The sequence below is a fragment of the Streptomyces sp. NPDC058985 genome (assembly GCF_042740985.1).
Classification (GTDB): domain Bacteria; phylum Actinomycetota; class Actinomycetes; order Streptomycetales; family Streptomycetaceae; genus Streptomyces.
The window spans coordinates 103207-119643 of the sequence record NZ_JBHYJX010000015.1 but is presented as its reverse complement, the minus strand read 5'-3'; the positions used below and the strand labels follow the sequence as shown (position 1 = coordinate 119643).

10 protein-coding genes and 1 tRNA gene are annotated in these 16437 nt (G+C 72.1%); all 11 read left to right on the top strand.

Going from position 1 to position 16437, the window contains the following annotated elements:
- The first annotated feature begins 11 nt into the window (after positions 1 to 11).
- The 11 genes from bldG to ACFW01_RS16310 all read left to right on the top strand — a co-directional run bounded on the left by bldG (position 12) and on the right by ACFW01_RS16310 (position 16280).
- Positions 12 to 353 (top strand): anti-sigma factor antagonist BldG, encoded by a 342-nt coding sequence (gene bldG, locus ACFW01_RS16360; RefSeq protein ID WP_003975386.1) that lies wholly within the window; start codon positions 12 to 14, stop codon positions 351 to 353.
- Positions 354 to 460: 107 nt separating this feature from the next.
- Positions 461 to 892, top strand: coding sequence for an ATP-binding protein (locus ACFW01_RS16355; protein ID WP_125490188.1), 432 nt, complete (start codon positions 461 to 463; stop codon positions 890 to 892).
- A 314-nt stretch (positions 893 to 1206) separates the two neighbouring features.
- Entirely contained in the window at positions 1207 to 3612 is a 2406-nt protein-coding gene (locus ACFW01_RS16350; protein ID WP_234959443.1) for a sodium-translocating pyrophosphatase, read from the top strand.
- Positions 3613 to 3819: 207 nt separating this feature from the next.
- On the top strand, positions 3820 to 4410 hold the full coding sequence (locus ACFW01_RS16345) for a small secreted protein (protein WP_234959444.1): 591 nt from the start codon (positions 3820 to 3822) through the stop codon (positions 4408 to 4410).
- Between the two features lie 45 nt (positions 4411 to 4455).
- Positions 4456 to 5979 (top strand): methyltransferase, encoded by a 1524-nt coding sequence (locus tag ACFW01_RS16340; protein ID WP_384504149.1) that lies wholly within the window; start codon positions 4456 to 4458, stop codon positions 5977 to 5979.
- 215 nt (positions 5980 to 6194) lie between these two features.
- Positions 6195 to 6392 (top strand): hypothetical protein, encoded by a 198-nt coding sequence (locus ACFW01_RS16335; RefSeq protein WP_234959446.1) that lies wholly within the window; start codon positions 6195 to 6197, stop codon positions 6390 to 6392.
- A 269-nt stretch (positions 6393 to 6661) separates the two neighbouring features.
- Positions 6662 to 9520, top strand: a complete 2859-nt coding sequence (gene topA / locus ACFW01_RS16330; protein WP_234959447.1) for a type I DNA topoisomerase — start codon at positions 6662 to 6664, stop codon at positions 9518 to 9520.
- A 116-nt stretch (positions 9521 to 9636) separates the two neighbouring features.
- A complete protein-coding gene (tmk, locus tag ACFW01_RS16325) occupies positions 9637 to 12984 on the top strand; it encodes a dTMP kinase (protein WP_384504147.1) in 3348 nt (1115 codons plus the stop codon).
- 150 nt (positions 12985 to 13134) lie between these two features.
- Complete coding sequence (locus ACFW01_RS16320) at positions 13135 to 14340, top strand: DNA polymerase III subunit delta' (protein WP_234959449.1); 1206 nt, start codon at positions 13135 to 13137, stop codon at positions 14338 to 14340.
- 119 nt (positions 14341 to 14459) lie between these two features.
- Positions 14460 to 16076, top strand: coding sequence for an alpha/beta hydrolase (locus tag ACFW01_RS16315; RefSeq protein WP_384504145.1), 1617 nt, complete (start codon positions 14460 to 14462; stop codon positions 16074 to 16076).
- 127 nt (positions 16077 to 16203) lie between these two features.
- Positions 16204 to 16280 (top strand) — tRNA-Thr (locus ACFW01_RS16310).
- Positions 16281 to 16437: the final 157 nt, after the last annotated feature.

Here is a 16437-nt window from a genome sequence, read left to right as displayed (position 1 = left end):
CTGGAGGATCCGTGGACCTGTCCCTGTCGACCCGTACCGTCGGCGATCGTACGGTCGTCGAGGTCGGTGGCGAAATTGACGTATACACCGCGCCCAAGCTGCGTGAGCAGCTGGTCGAGCTCGTGAACGACGGGAGTTTCCACCTCGTCGTCGACATGGAGGGCGTGGACTTCCTCGACTCCACGGGGCTCGGCGTGCTGGTCGGCGGACTGAAGCGGGTGCGCGCCCATGAGGGCTCGCTGCGCCTGGTCTGCAACCAGGAGCGCATTCTCAAGATCTTCCGTATCACCGGCCTCACCAAGGTGTTCCCCATTCACACCTCGGTCGAGGAAGCGGTGGCGGCCACCGACTGACGACCGGTCCCGGGCCCGCGGGCCCGGGAGGGTGAGAGAACGAGGGGGGTCCGGGCCGTCGCCGGCCCGGACCCTCGAAAGCACGCCCGTAGTTCCGAGGGGGATGCATGGCCACCGTTGAACTCCGCTTCAGCGCGCTGCCCGAGCATGTCCGTACCGCCCGTCTGGTGGCGGCCGCGGTGGCACGCAGGGCCGGAGTGGACGAGGCCGTCCTCGACGAGGTCAGGCTCGCCGTCGGCGAGGCATGCACGCGGGCTGTGGGCCTGCATCAGCACGTCGGCATCACGGCGCCGGTCAAGGTGTCGCTGATCGAGGAGGAGAAGCAGTTCTCCATCGAGGTCGGTGACGAGGCGCCGCACGCGGTACCCGGTGACCGGACCCCGGGCTCCGGGGCCGACGAACCGGAGGCCGAAGAGGACGAGATGGGCCTCGCGGTCATCAGCGGACTCGTCGACGACGTGGAGGTCAAGGCCGGCGAGGACGGCGGACTGATCCGCATGACCTGGCCGACCGCGCCGGCGGTGCTGCCGCCGGTCTGACCGCTCCCGCCTCACCACCCGTATCACCCGTGTCACCCGAAGGGCCCTACCTCGTAGGGCCCTTCGTCATGTGCGGATCTACAGTGGTGCCGTGCGGGCGCCAAGTGAATTCATTCACGATCAATGGCGCGGTGAATTGATCACAAATGGATCGCAGCAGGAAACCGAGACGTTAATGCGGGAAGGGCATTACTACTTCCCCGCTCCGTGTGGTTGACAGGTCATTTCCTTTTGTCGTGCACTGTTTTGATCAGCTTCCGGTACCTACAATCCCGTCCACATCTTGAGCTCAGCCCAAGCGTCAAGGAGGACGAATGGCGGAGCTTTCCACCCCTCATCAGTTGGGCGACCCCTCGACCCTCGCGGCCGCCGTGCTCACCGACGGAAACCGTGTCCTGATCGCGGTCATCGCCGTCGTCGCACTGGCCGCCCTGGTGCTCGCGGGCATCCTGGTGCGCCAGGTGCTCGCGGCGGACGAGGGCACCGAGAGCATGAAAGAGATCGCGGCGGCCGTCCAGGAAGGCGCGAACGCCTATCTGGCCAGGCAGCTGCGCACGCTCGGCGTATTCGCCGTCGTCGTGTTCTTTCTGCTCATGCTGCTGCCCGCGGACGACTGGAATCAACGAGCCGGGAGATCGATCTTCTTCCTGATCGGCGCGGCGTTCTCGGCGGCCACCGGCTATATCGGCATGTGGCTCGCCGTACGCAGCAATGTGCGGGTCGCCGCGGCGGCGCGGGAAGCGACCCCGGCCCCGGGCGAACCGGAAAAAGATCTCACCCTCGTCTCGCACAAGGCGACGAAGATCGCATTTCGCACGGGCGGCGTGGTCGGCATGTTCACGGTGGGGCTCGGCCTGCTGGGCGCCTGCTGCGTGGTGCTGGTGTACGCGGCCGACGCGCCGAAGGTCCTGGAGGGCTTCGGGCTCGGTGCCGCGCTGATCGCGATGTTCATGCGGGTCGGCGGCGGCATCTTCACCAAGGCCGCCGACGTCGGCGCCGACCTGGTCGGCAAGGTCGAACAGGGCATTCCGGAGGACGATCCGCGCAATGCCGCGACCATCGCCGACAACGTGGGCGACAACGTCGGCGACTGCGCGGGCATGGCCGCCGACCTCTTCGAGTCCTACGCCGTCACCCTGGTGGCCGCACTGATCCTCGGCAAGGTGGCCTTCGGCGACTCCGGGCTGGCGTTCCCGCTGCTGGTGCCGGCGATCGGTGTGGTCACCGCCATGATCGGCATCTTCGCGGTGGCGCCCCGGCGCTCCGACCGCAGCGGCATGAGCGCGATCAACCGGGGCTTCTTCATCTCCGCGGTGATCTCGCTCGTCCTGGTCGCGGTGGCCGTCTTCGTCTACCTGCCCGGGAAGTACTCGGAGCTGGACGGCGTCACCGACGCGGCGATCGCGGGCAAGAGCGGCGACCCGCGGATCCTCGCGCTGGTCGCGGTGGCCATCGGCATCGTGCTCGCCGCCCTGATCCAGCAGCTCACCGGCTACTTCACCGAGACCACCAGGCGCCCCGTCAAGGACATCGGCAAGACCTCGCTCACCGGTCCCGCCACCGTCGTCCTCGCCGGTATCTCCCTCGGTCTCGAATCCGCCGTCTACACCGCCCTGTTGATCGGCCTCGGCGTCTACGGGGCCTTCCTGCTCGGCGGCGCCTCGATCATGCTGGCGCTGTTCGCGGTGGCGCTGGCCGGCACCGGCCTGCTCACCACGGTCGGTGTGATCGTCGCCATGGACACCTTCGGCCCGGTCTCCGACAACGCGCAGGGCATTGCCGAGATGTCCGGCGACGTCGAGGGCGCCGGTGCCCAGGTGCTCACCGACCTGGACGCCGTCGGCAACACCACGAAGGCCATCACCAAGGGCATCGCCATCGCCACCGCGGTCCTCGCGGCGGCGGCCCTGTTCGGGTCGTACCGCGACGCCATCACCACCGGCGCGGCGGACGTGGGCGAGAAACTCAGCGGCGAGGGCGCGCCGATGAGTCTGATGATGGACATCTCGCAGCCCAACAACCTGGTCGGGCTCATCGCGGGCGCGGCGGTCGTCTTCCTCTTCTCGGGGCTGGCGATCAACGCGGTGTCGCGGTCGGCGGGCGCGGTGGTCCACGAGGTGCGGCGGCAGTTCCGGGAGCGGCCCGGAATCATGGACTACAGCGAGAAACCGCAGTACGGCAAGGTCGTCGACATCTGCACCAGGGACGCCCTGCGGGAACTCGCCACGCCCGGACTGCTCGCCGTGCTGGCGCCGATCTTCATCGGGTTCACGCTCGGCGTGGGCGCGCTCGGCGCGTTCCTCGCGGGCGCCATCGGCGCGGGCACGCTGATGGCGGTCTTCCTCGCCAACTCCGGCGGCTCCTGGGACAACGCCAAGAAGCTCGTCGAGGACGGCCACCACGGCGGCAAGGGCAGCGAGGCCCACGCCGCCACCGTGATCGGCGACACGGTCGGCGACCCGTTCAAGGACACCGCGGGACCGGCCATCAACCCGCTGCTGAAGGTCATGAACCTGGTGGCACTGCTCATCGCGCCCGCCGTCATCAAGTTCTCCTACGGTGCCGACGAGAGCATCGGCGTGCGGGTGGCGATCGCGGTCCTCGCGTTCCTCGTCATCGCGGGGGCGGTCTACGTGTCCAAACGGCGCGGGATCGCCATGGGTGACGAAGACAACGCCGGCCACGAGCCCAAGTCGGCCGATCCGGCGGTGGTTTCGTAGCGGGCGTCGCGGTGGCCTCGTAGGAGGTGCAGCTCAAGGGCCGGGCGGACGGCGCGTGTTGGCGCTGCGTCCGCCCGGCCCGTGCCTGTGCGCTCCCTTCGCCGTGACCCTTCTCTCTCTTGGTGCAAATGGCTTCAATACGGTCTTAACGGATGTTCGTCCGGTGGATGTCCCCCATCCGGCGTGTATGTTCCGGGGCCGAGAGCCATGGAAGGGACCAAACCGGTGAACAAGAAGCTCGCGGTCGCACTGTCCGGCGGTGCGGTACTGGCACTGGCGCTGACGGGATGCGGTGGCAGCGACGACAACGAGAAGCTGAACTCCTGGGCGAAGGACGTCTGCGACGGCGTGCAGCCGCAGGCCAAGAAGATCGAGGCGGCCAACGCGGCGATCCAGAAGGAGACCTCGGACAACAGCACTCCGGCGGAGGTCCAGAAGACCGACGCGAAGGCGTTCCAGGACATGTCCGACGCCTACAAGGCGATGGGTACCACCGTCCAGAAGGCCGGCGCTCCGGACGTCGAGGACGGCGAGAAGAAGCAGAAGGACGCGGTCACCGAGCTGAACGGCCTCTCCACGTCGTACGCCTCCCTCAGGAAGCAGGTGGAGGACCTCGACACCGAGGACCAGGCGAAGTTCGCCGACGGCCTCAAGGACATCGCCACCGAGCTGAACAAGCTCAGCAAGAGCGGCAGCGACGCGCTGAAGACCCTGGAGGAGGGTGAGGTCGGCCAGGCGATGGCGAAGCAGGAGAGTTGCAAGGCGGCCTCCGTCACGCCGTCGGCCGCGGCGGGCTGATCTCCCCGGGCGGACACGGCGCGGAGGGCGGGGAGCGGGGCCACAATGGGTGGTGTGAGTAACGCCAGCCTGTCCCCCCTGCCCTCCGCCGACCGCCCCGACGTCACCGCCCGGCTGCGGGACGCCCTGCTCGGGGCCTCCTTCACCGCCGACGGCCTGCTGGAGCTGCTCGGCGCCCCCGCCTACGCGGCGCTGTCGCGCAGCGAGACCGTGCCCGCGCTCCGGGCCACCCGCGGCGACACGCCGCTCGAACTGCTCGTCCGGCTGTTCCTGCTCCAGCAACCCGTGCCCCACGCGCGCGTGACGGACGTTCTGCCCGTCGACGCCTGCCTGGAGACCGGCTGGCTGGTCCGGGCGGACGACGAGGTGGCGGCCACCGTGGACGTACGGCCCTACGGCGGACCCGGTGGCGAGGACTGGTTCATCGTCTCCGACCTGGGCTGCGCGGTCGGCGGCGCCGGAGGCATCGGCAACCACGCCCAGGGCGTCGTCCTCGGCGTCGGCGGCGCCTCCATGACCCTCGCGGGCCTCACCGTGCGCACGCCCGTCTCCGCCGCCCTCGACCTCGGCACCGGCTCGGGCATCCAGGCGCTGCACGCCGCCGCGCACGCCACGCGCGTGACCGCGACCGACGTCAACCCGCGCGCGCTGCACATCACCGCGCTCACGCTCGCCCTGTCCGGGGCTCCGGCCGCCGAGCTGCGCGAGGGCTCGCTGTACGAGCCGGTCGACGAGGACGCGACGTACGACCTGATCGTCTCCAACCCGCCCTTCGTGATCTCGCCCGGCGCCCGCCTCACCTACCGCGACGGCGGCATGGGCGGGGACGATCTGTGCCGCCGGCTCGTTCAGGAGACGGGGGAGCGGCTGAACCCGGGCGGGTTCGCGCACTTCCTCGCCAACTGGCAGCACGTGGAAGGGGAGGAGTGGACGGACCGGCTGCGCTCCTGGGTGCCGCGCGGCTGCGACGCCTGGATCGTGCAGCGCGAGGTGCAGGACATCACGCAGTACGCCGAGCTGTGGCTCAGGGACGCGGGCGACCACCGCGGTGACGCGGCCGAGTACCAGGCGCGATACGACGCGTGGCTGGACGAGTTCGAGGCGCGCAAGGTCAGGGCCGTCGGCTTCGGCTGGATCACGCTGCGCCGGACCGGGGCCGCCGAGCCCTCGGTCGTCGCCGAGGAGTGGCCGCACCCGGTCGAGCAGCCGCTCGGCGAGACGGTGCGCGCGCACTTCGACCGCGTCGACTACCTCCGCGCCCACGACGACGCCGCCCTGCTCGAAGCGCACTTCACGCTGGCCGGCGAGGTCGTCCAGGAGCAGGTCGGGCTGCCCGGCGCCGAGGACCCGGAGCACGTCGTCCTGCGCCAGAACCGCGGCATGCGCCGGGCCACCCGGGTCGACACGGTCGGCGCCGGTTTCGCCGGCGTCTGCGACGGCACCATGAGCGCGGGCCGCATCCTGGACGCCATCGCCCAGCTGGTCGGCGAGGACCCGGTGGCGCTGCGCGACCGCACGCCCGCCCAGATCCGGCTGCTGGTGGAGCAGGGCTTCCTCGAACCGGCGTAGAGACCGGCGTAGAGACATGCCGCGCGCGGGCTGTCTCGTAGAGACATGCCTCACCGGCCCCCGGCCTCCCTCGCCGAACGGGAAGAACGAGCCACGCGCGGTGGACGGCCGCCCGTCGGCCCCCCGTTCACCTCGGGTTCGCCTGCCCGCCGCCCACGCGTGACAGCGTCCCCGATGCTGCACACGCGCGGGCTGGAGAAAAGGGGCACGGGGCCATGGAGAGCGGGCCGGCGATCTTCGCGGGACTGGTGTTCGCCCTGTTCGGGGCGGGTCTGCTGGTGTGGACCACGACGCGGGTGCGGCACGGCCGGCCCGTCGCGCACGGTGTGAGCCCCGTCGCATCGGCCACCGTCGCGAGCGTCGCCGGCGTGGTCGCGCTGATCCTCGGGGCCTGGTGCCTGACGCACGTCTGAGAGGCCGGTTCCGGCCCCCCTCCGCATCCTCCGCCGGGTAATCGGGGGATCGCGCTCCGGATATCCGGATCGGGGCCGGTGACCACTCCGGGCGGCAGGAACCGGGTTCGTCGGGTTACCGTTCGAGTGGCCGTTGCGGGCTTTTCCCGTTTGACACGGGGGCGGGAGGTACCGTCACACTCCGCAGCGTCACGACCGAAACGCAGTACGACCCGACCCCGGGGACCACGGCCCGGGGAGGCCAGCGTCGACCGGAGAGAAGAGCGAAGTTGTCCCCGACCAGCGAGACCGCGAACGGCGGCCGCCGACTCGTCATCGTCGAGTCGCCTGCCAAGGCGAAGACGATCAAGGGCTATCTCGGCCCTGGCTACGTCGTCGAGGCGAGCGTCGGGCACATTCGCGACCTTCCCAGCGGCGCCGCCGAGGTGCCCGAGAAGTACACCGGCGAGGTCCGCCGCCTCGGTGTGGACGTCGAACACGACTTCCAGCCGATCTATGTGGTCAACGCCGACAAGAAGGCACAGGTCAGGAAGCTCAAGGACCTGCTGAAGGACTCCGACGAGCTCTTCCTCGCCACCGATGAGGACCGCGAGGGCGAGGCCATCGCCTGGCACCTCCAGGAAGTCCTCAAGCCGAAGATCCCCGTCAAGCGCATGGTGTTCCACGAGATCACCAAGGACGCGATCCGGGCCGCCGTGGCCAACCCGCGCCAGCTCAACCAGAAGCTGGTCGACGCCCAGGAGACCCGCCGCATCCTCGACCGCCTGTACGGCTACGAGGTCTCGCCGGTCCTGTGGAAGAAGGTCATGCCGAAGCTGTCGGCGGGCCGCGTCCAGTCCGTCGCCACCCGTCTCGTCGTCGAGCGGGAGCGCGAGCGCATCGCGTTCCGCTCCGCCGAGTACTGGGACCTCACCGGCACCTTCGCCACCGGCCGCGCGGGCGACGCCTCCGACCCGTCGTCGCTGGTCGCACGCCTCCAGACGGTCGACGGCCGGCGTGTCGCGCAGGGCCGCGACTTCGACTCCCTGGGACAGCTCAAGGGCGCCAACACCCTCCACCTCGACGAGGCGAACGCCCGCGCGCTCGCCGCCGCCCTGGAGAACACGCGCTTCGCCGTCCGCTCGGTCGAGTCCAAGCCGTACCGCCGCTCGCCGTACGCCCCGTTCCGTACGACGACGCTCCAGCAGGAGGCGAGCCGCAAGCTCGGCTTCGGCGCCAAGGCGACCATGCAGATCGCCCAGAAGCTGTACGAGAACGGCTACATCACCTACATGCGTACGGACTCGACGACCCTGAGCGACACGGCGGTCTCCGCCGCCCGCGCCCAGGTCACGCAGCTGTACGGCGCCGACTACCTGCCCGCGCAACCGCGGACGTACGCCGGCAAGGTCAAGAACGCCCAGGAGGCGCACGAGGCGATCCGTCCGTCGGGTGATCGTTTCCGCACGCCCGCCGAGACCGGGCTGACCGGCGACCAGTTCAAGCTCTACGAGCTGATCTGGAAGCGGACCGTCGCCTCCCAGATGAAGGACGCGACCGGCAACAGCGTCACCGTGAAGATCGGCGGCGCCGCCTCCGACGGCCGCGACGTCGAGTTCAGCGCCTCCGGCAAGACCATCACCTTCCACGGCTTCCTCAAGGCCTACGTCGAGGGTGCCGACGACCCGAACGCCGAGCTGGACGACCGCGAGCGCCGCCTGCCGCAGGTCGCCCAGGGCGACGTGCTGACGGCCGAGGAGATCACGGTCGACGGCCACGCCACCAAGCCCCCGGCCCGCTACACCGAGGCGTCGCTGGTCAAGGAGCTGGAAGAGCGCGAGATCGGCCGCCCGTCGACGTACGCGTCGATCATCGGCACCATCCTGGACCGCGGCTACGTCTTCAAGAAGGGCACGGCACTCGTCCCGTCCTTCCTCTCCTTCGCCGTGGTCAACCTCCTGGAGAAGCACTTCGGGCGGCTCGTCGACTACGACTTCACCGCCAAGATGGAGGACGACCTCGACGCCATCGCGCGCGGTGAGGCGCAGGCGGTGCCGTGGCTGCGGCGCTTCTACTTCGGTGAAGGCACCGGGACCGGCGGCGCGGCCGAGGCCGGCAACGGCGACGGCGACCACCTCGGCGGCCTCAAGGAACTGGTCACCGACCTCGGCGCGATCGACGCCCGTGAGGTGTCCTCCTTCCCCGTCGGCAACGACATCAAGCTGCGCGTGGGCCGCTACGGCCCCTACGTCGAGCGTGGCGAGAAGGATGCCGAGAACCACCAGCGCGCCGACGTCCCCGACGACATGGCCCCGGACGAGCTGTCCGTCGAGCTGGCGGAGGAACTGCTCGCCAAGCCGAGCGGCGACTTCGAGCTGGGCACCGACCCGGCCACCGGCCACACCATCGTCGCCAAGGACGGCCGCTACGGCCCGTACGTCACCGAGGTGCTCCCCGAGGGCACCCCGAAGACCGGCAAGAACGCCGTGAAGCCGCGGACGGCCTCGCTGTTCAAGTCGATGGCGCTGGACACCGTCACCCTGGACGACGCCCTGAGGCTCATGTCGCTGCCGCGCGTCGTCGGCACCGACGCCGAGGGCGTCGAGATCACCGCGCAGAACGGCCGCTACGGGCCCTACCTGAAGAAGGGCACCGACTCGCGGTCCCTCCAGGCCGAGGAGCAGCTCTTCACGATCACGCTGGAGGAGGCGCTGGCGATCTACGCCCAGCCCAAGCAGCGCGGCCGGGCCGCGGCCAAGCCGCCGCTGAAGGAGCTGGGCACCGACCCGGTCAGCGAGAAGCCGGTCGTGGTCAAGGACGGCCGCTTCGGCGCGTACGTCACCGACGGCGAGACCAACGCGACCCTGCGCTCCGGCGACAGCGTCGAGGAGATCACGCCGGAGCGCGGCTACGAGCTGCTCGCCGAGAAGCGCGCCAAGGGGCCCGCCAAGAAGACGGCGAAGAAGACCACCAAGAAGACGGCCACCAAGAAGACGGCCGCCAAGAAGGCTCCGGCCAAGAAGGCGGCGGCGACCAAGAAGACGGCCGCGGCGAAGACCACGGCCGCCAAGAAGACCACCGCCGCCAAGAGCACCGCGAAGAAGACGGCCACCAAGAAGGCGACCGCCTCGCGGACGTCGGAGGACTGAGCCCGACTCAGGAACGCCTTCGCAAAACGAACGCCCCGGCATCATTCGGATGCCGGGGCGTCCGTACGTGCCGCCGGGCATGCCGGACTGTCGGCGGCGACCGATAGGCTGAACGCATGACGCGAGCCGAGCAACCAACGGCCCCTCACCCCGCCCCGGACGACGCCCTGGTCGCGGACTCCCGCGAGCGCGCCGTCCGCGCCCTGCTGCGCCGGCCGCAGCTGCGGCGTTTGTGGAGCGCACAGCTCGTGGGGGGTGTCGGCGACATCCTCGCCCTGCTGGTGCTGGTCCTCCTCGCCGTCCAGGCGGCGATCGGCGCGGGCTCGTTCGGCGGCGGCTACCGGGGCGTGGCGTTCGCGGTGGCGACCGTCTTCGGCGTCCGCATCCTGGCGACGCTGCTCTTCGGCGCCGTCCTGCTCGGGCCCCTCACCTCACTCACTTCGCAGGACGGCCCGCTCGACCGCCGCTGGACCATGGTCGGCGCCGACGGGCTGCGGGCCGCCCTGCTGATCGTCGCCCCCCTGTGGATCGACTGGACGCCGGACGACGCCCTGGCCGTCCTCCTGGTGACCGCCTTCGTCACCGGCGTCGCCGAGCGCTTCTGGACGGTCTGCCGCGAGAGCGCGGCCCCCGCGCTGCTGCCGGCGCCGCCCCCGGAGGGCGCGACCGTACGGCCGCTGCCCGACCACATGGACACGCTGCGCCGCCTGTCGCTGCGCACGGGCTTCGTCGCGATCCCCGTCGCCGCCGCCGTACTGGTCGTCGCGGCACTGGTGAACAACCTGCTGGGCGCCGGCATCGGCTGGTTCGCCGAGCACCAGGCGGCGCTCGCCTCGTACGTCGCGGCCGGCCTCTTCGCCGCGTCCCTGTCCGTGGTGACCTTCCTGGAGCTGCCCGGCGTCCGCACCCCGCGCGCGCGGTCGCCCCTGGAGGGCCTGCGCCGTCCCAAGAGCGGCACCGGCGTCGACAAGGGCCGCACCGGCGTCCTGCCCCTGCTGGTCTTCGCCTGCGCGGCGGTCGCCGCCGTCGTGGCCGCCGTGGTCGCCGTGGCGGTGCTGCACGCCAAGGACCTGGGCGGCGGCCCCGTGCTGTACGGGCTGATGGTGGGCGCGCTGACCGGCGGAGTCGTCGTCGGCATCCGTACGGCCCCGGCCCTGCTGCCCTCCCTGTCGCGACGCCGCCTGCTCGCGCTGGCGATCGCCTTCGCCGGCGTCGCCCTGCTGGCCGCCGGGCTCGTCCCGGACGACACCACCGTGCTGCTGCTCCTCGCGCTGGCCGGTGTCGGCGCGGGCGTGGCCGCGAACACCGGGCACGCGCTGCTCGACCAGGAGACCGAGGACGGCCGCCGCGCCCGCACGACCGAGCACCTGCACGCGGTCGTCCGGGTCTGCGTGGCCCTCGGCGCGGTCGTCGCGCCCGTGGTCGCCGCGGCGATCGGCCCGCACCGCCTGGAGAGCGGCAAGTTCGTCTTCGCGCACGGCGGCGCCGCGTTCGTCCTGATGCTGGTCGGCGCGCTGCTGCTGCCGGTGGCCGCGCTGGTGCTGGCCAAGGTCGACGACCGGTCCGGCGTCCCGCTCCGGCACGACCTGCGGGACGCGCTGCTCGGCGGCGACGACCCGGTGCCGACGCCCGCCACGGGCGGCTTCTTCATCGCGCTGGAGGGCGGCGACGGCGCCGGGAAGTCCACCCAGGCCGAGGCCCTCGCCGAGTGGATCCGGGGCAAGGGGCACGAAGTCGTGCTCACGCGCGAGCCGGGGGCGACCCCGGTGGGCAAGCGCCTGCGCTCCATCCTGCTGGACGTCTCCAGCGCCGGTCTGTCGCACCGCGCGGAGGCGCTGCTGTACGCCGCCGACCGCGCGGAGCACGTCGACACCGTGGTGCGGCCCGCGCTGGAGCGCGGGGCCGTGGTCATCTCCGACCGGTACATCGACTCCTCGGTGGCCTACCAGGGTGCCGGACGCGACCTGTCGCCCACCGAGATCGCCCGCATCAACCGCTGGGCCACCAACGGGCTCGTACCGCACCTGACCGTCCTGCTGGACGTCTCCCCGGAGACCGCGCGCGAGCGGTTCACCGAGGCGCCGGACCGGCTGGAGTCGGAGCCCGCCGAGTTCCACGCGCGTGTGCGCTCCGGTTTCCTCACCCTCGCCGCCGCCGATCCCGGGCGCTACCTCGTCGTCGACGCGGGCCAGGAGCCCGAGGCCGTCGGCACCGTCGTACGCCACCGGCTCGACCAGGTGCTGCCGCTGTCCGAGGCCGAGATCAAGGCCCGGGAGGAGGCGCGCCGCAAGGCCGAGGAGGAGGCCCGCCGCAAGGCCGAGGAAGAGGCCGCGCGCAAGGCCGAGGAGGAGCGCCTGGAGCGCGAGCGCCTCGAACAGCTGGAGCGGCTGCGCGCCGAGGAGGAGGAGCGCAAGCGGCGCGAGCTGGAGGAGGCGCAGCGGCGCGAGGCCGAGCGGCAGGCGGAGGAGGCCCGGCTCCGGGCCGAGGAAGCGAGCCGGAAGGCCGAGGAGGAGCGGGTACGGCTCCTCGCCGAGGAGAAGGCACGCGCCGAGGAGGAGGCGCGGCTGCGGGCCGAGGAGGAGCGCCGCCGCAGGCAGGCCGAGGAGGAGGCCCGGCTGCACGCCGAGGCCGAGGCCCGGCGGCTGGAGAAGCAGCGCAAGGCCGAGGAGGCCCTGCTGCGGGCCGAGGAGGCGCGCCGTGCGGCGGAGGCGGCGGCCGCCGCGGCCTCCGCGGGACCGAAGGCGTCGGCGCCGCCCGCCGCCGACGCGCCCCGGCCCAAGCGGACCGCGCCCCCCGCGGACGCCGCGACCGTGCCGACCCCGGTGGTGACCCCGACGAACGCCTCCGGCGGCCCCGTGGAGGACACGGCCGTCCTGCGGCCGGTGCGGGACACGCGGGACGGCGACACCGAGGGCGGATCCGGGGACGGCCCCCGGGCCGACGGGGCGTCCGGAGCAGCCGGGGCGTCCAGGGCCCGGGAGTCCGAGTCCGAGGTGACGGCCCAGCTGCCCAAGCCGCCCGAGCCGGCCGGATCGGCGGACGAGACGGCGGTACTGCCGGCCGTGGAGCCGCGGGACGTCGACGAGACGGCGGCCCTGCCCCCGGTGACGCCGGGCGCCGCGGACGAGACGGCGGTGCTGCCGCCCGTACGCGACGACGACCCCGCCGGCCGGGTCCCGCCGGGCTACTTCCGGGAGGACGGCCCCGGCGACGGTGCCGCCGACCGCGACCGGGCGGCCGAGGCACGGGACCGTACGCGCGAACTGCCGCAGATCGACCCGGACCAGGCGCCGCCCCGCCGGCGCCGTTCCGACTGGGCCGAGGAGACGCCGCTCGACGACCTGCCGACCCTGGCGGACGAGCTGCTCGGGCCGCGCGAGGACGAGGACGGCCGGGGCGACGGGGGCCGGGACGGCCGGGGTGGCGACGGTGGCCGCCGGGGCAAGGGCCGCGGGCGCCGCTGAGCACCGGGTCGCGGGCCCGCCGGTCGCGGGGCCGCCGGTCGCGATGTCCGGCCTCGTTGTCAGTGCCGCCCCGCACAATGGAAGGCGGTGCGACGCGGACAGGTGCGGCGCGGTGCGACGGCGGAGCGTGACGGAAGGACGGCGTGACCCATGACCGTGTGGGAGGACCTCGTCGGGCAGGAGAAGGTGAGCGAGCAGCTCACCACCGCTGCTCGGGACGCCGACGCCTTCGTCACCGCCGCCGCGGCGGCGGGCCCGCTGCCGGAGGCGTCGAGCATGACGCACGCCTGGCTGTTCACCGGCCCGCCCGGCGCGGGAGTCACCCAGACGGCGCGGGCCTTCGCCGCCGCGCTCCAGTGCGTGAGCCCCGACCGCGCCCTCGGGGGCGTCCCCGGCTGCGGCTTCTGCGACGGCTGCCACACGGCGCTCCTCGGCACCCACGCGGACGTCAGCACGGTGAGCGCGGTGGGCGCCGAGATCCTGGTGCGGGACATGCGGGACACGGTCCGCAAGTCGTTCACCTCACCGGCGAACGGCCGCTGGCAGATCATCCTCGTCGAGGACGCCGAACGGCTGAACGAGAAGTCGGCCAACGCCGTCCTCAAGGCCGTCGAGGAGCCCGCCCCGCGGACCGTCTGGATGCTGTGCGCCCCGTCCATCGAGGACGTCCTGCCCACCATCCGCTCCCGCTGCCGCCACCTGAATCTGCGCACACCGTCGGTGGACGCCGTCGCCGACATGCTCGTACGCCGCGAGGGCATCGAACCGGACGTCGCCGCAGCGGCGGCCCGTGCCACCCAGGGCCACGTCGAGCACGCCCGCCGCCTGGCCACCGACCCGGCCGCCCGGGAGCGCCGGGCCGCCGTGCTGAAGATGCCGCTGCGGGTCGAGGACGTCGGCGGCGCCCTCCGGGCGGCCCAGGAACTGGTCGACGCGGCGGCGGAGGACGCCAAGCAGCTCGCCGAGGAGATCGAGGCCAAGGAGACCGAGGAGCTGAAGGCGGCGCTGGGCGCGGCCCAGGGCGGCCGGCTGCCACGCGGCACGGCAGGCGTGATCAAGGATCTGGAGGCCGACCAGAAGCGCCGCAGAACGCGCACGCAACGCAACAGCCTCGACCTCGCCCTGACCGACCTCACCGCCTTCTACCGCGACGTCCTCGCCCTCCAGCTCGGCTCCCGCGTGGCGATCGCCAACGCCGACACGCAGGACGCCCTGGACCGGCTGGCCCACGGCAGCTCACCCGAAGCGACCCTCCGCCGCATCGAGGCGATCGCCGCCTGCGGTGACGCCCTGGACCGCAATGTGCCGCCGCTGCTGGCGGTGGAGGCGATGACGATGGCGCTCAGAGCGGGCTGACCCCGGCTGCCGTCCCGGCGCCGCATCCGCTGCGCCGCATCCGCTTGACGGGGTAACACGAACGAGGCACGCGTACCACGCACCGCATCAGTGTCGTCGCGGAGAGTTACGCTCGCTGAATGCACACAAGGCGCACTCACCGCAGGACCCGCATCGGCGGCACCCGGATCCGAGCCACGCTCCTCGCCGCCGCGCTGCTCGCCACCGCCTGCTCGGCGGGGGGCGCGTCGACGTCCGCCGGTTCGGCGGCTCAGGCGGCAGGGGCGACGGAGGCGGCGACGGCGTCCCTGGCCCCGCTGCCGAAGACCACGCCCGCCGAGCTGTCGCCGTACTACGCGCAAAAGCTCGGCTGGCGCGACTGCGGTGTCCCCGGCTTCCAGTGCGCCACCATGAAGGCCCCCCTCGACTACGCGAAACCGGCCGAGGGCGACGTCCGCCTCGCGGTGGCCCGCAAGAAGGCCACCGGCCCCGGCAAACGCCTCGGCTCGCTCCTGGTCAACCCGGGCGGACCGGGCGGCTCGGCCATCGGCTACCTCCAGCAGTACGCGGGCATCGGCTACCCGGAGAAGGTCCGCGCCCAGTACGACATGGTGGCGGTCGATCCGCGTGGCGTGGCCCGCAGCGAGCCCATCGAGTGCCTGGACGGCCGCGAGATGGACGCGTACACGCGGACCGATGTCACCCCGGACGACCAGGACGAGACGGACGTACTGGTCGACGCGTTCAAGGAGTTCGCCGAGGGCTGCGGGGCGGACGCGCCGGAGCTGCTGCGCCACGTCTCGACGGTCGAGGCCGCCCGCGACATGGACATCCTGCGCGCGGTGCTGGGCGACGACAGGCTGACCTATGTCGGAGCCTCGTACGGCACGCTCCTCGGTGCGACGTACGCCGGACTCTTCCCGGACCGGGCCGGGCGCCTGGTCCTGGACGGCGCGATGGACCCGTCCCTGCCCGCCCGCCGGCTGAACCTGGAACAGACGGCGGGCTTCGAGACCGCCTTCCAGTCCTTCGCGAAGGACTGCGTACGCCGAGCCGACTGCCCCCTCGGCGACAAGAACACCACCCCCACCCAGGTGGGCAAGAACCTGAAGGCGTTCTTCGACGACCTGGACGCCAAGCCGATCCCCACCGGCGACGCCGACGGCCGCAAGCTCACCGAGTCCCTGGCCACCACCGGCGTGATCGCGGCGATGTACGACGAGGGCGCCTGGCAGCGGCTGCGCACGTCGCTGACCTCGGCGATGAAGGAGAACGACGGCGCCGGCCTGCTCGCCCTGTCCGACAGCTACTACGAGCGCGAGGCCGACGGCGGCTACAGCAACCTGATGTTCGCGAACGCCGCCGTGAACTGCCTCGACCTCCCCGCCGCCTTCTCCTCGCCCGACGAGGTCCGCGACGCCCTCCCCGACTTCGAGAAGGCGTCCCCCGTCTTCGGCGAGGGCCTGGCCTGGGCCTCCCTGAACTGCACGTACTGGCCGGTGCAGGCCTCGGGCGAGCCCCACCGCATCGAGGCCGCCGGTGCCACTCCGATCGTCGTGGTCGGCACCACCCGCGACCCGGCCACCCCCTACCGCTGGGCCGAGGCCCTGGCCGACCAGCTCTCCTCCGGCCGCCTCCTCACCTACGAGGGCGACGGCCACACCGCGTACGGCCGCGGCAGCACCTGCATCGACTCGGCGATCGACACGTACCTGCTCCGCGGCACCGCCCCCGAGGACGGCAAGCGCTGCTCGTAGCGACCCCACACCCGCCTCACCCACCCCACCCGCCCCGGAATCCTGGCCTCCGGGGCGGGTACGAAGCACCCCCGGAAACTGTGTAGACTTACCGACGTCGCTGATCGCACCATGGTGCCCAGCACACGCCGCCTTAGCTCAGATGGCCAGAGCAACGCACTCGTAATGCGTAGGTCTCGGGTTCGAATCCCGAAGGCGGCTCCATCCCAAGCTCAGCTCAGACAGTGTCTGAGCTGAGCTTTTTCGTGGTGTGTGGCCGGTGGTGCGTAGCCTGGCGTCGTCCGGGACGGTTGCCGCCCCTTGCGAAGGGATGAGGCCCCGGGGAGGAGTGGGGAACGGAGGCCGGCGAGGGGGGCGGGCG

Excerpts from the sequence above, each read along its gene's own strand:
- tmk (WP_384504147.1), top strand. The coding sequence starts at position 9,637 with ATGACGCGAGCCGAGCAACCAACGGCCCCTCACCCCGCCCCGGACGAC.
- ACFW01_RS16320 (WP_234959449.1), top strand. The coding sequence starts at position 13,135 with ATGACCGTGTGGGAGGACCTCGTCGGGCAGGAGAAGGTGAGCGAGCAG.
- ACFW01_RS16315 (WP_384504145.1), top strand. The coding sequence starts at position 14,460 with ATGCACACAAGGCGCACTCACCGCAGGACCCGCATCGGCGGCACCCGG.
- ACFW01_RS16335 (WP_234959446.1), top strand. The coding sequence starts at position 6,195 with ATGGAGAGCGGGCCGGCGATCTTCGCGGGACTGGTGTTCGCCCTGTTC.
- ACFW01_RS16355 (WP_125490188.1), top strand. The coding sequence starts at position 461 with ATGGCCACCGTTGAACTCCGCTTCAGCGCGCTGCCCGAGCATGTCCGT.
- ACFW01_RS16340 (WP_384504149.1), top strand. The coding sequence starts at position 4,456 with ATGGGTGGTGTGAGTAACGCCAGCCTGTCCCCCCTGCCCTCCGCCGAC.
- ACFW01_RS16350 (WP_234959443.1), top strand. The coding sequence starts at position 1,207 with ATGGCGGAGCTTTCCACCCCTCATCAGTTGGGCGACCCCTCGACCCTC.
- ACFW01_RS16345 (WP_234959444.1), top strand. The coding sequence starts at position 3,820 with ATGGAAGGGACCAAACCGGTGAACAAGAAGCTCGCGGTCGCACTGTCC.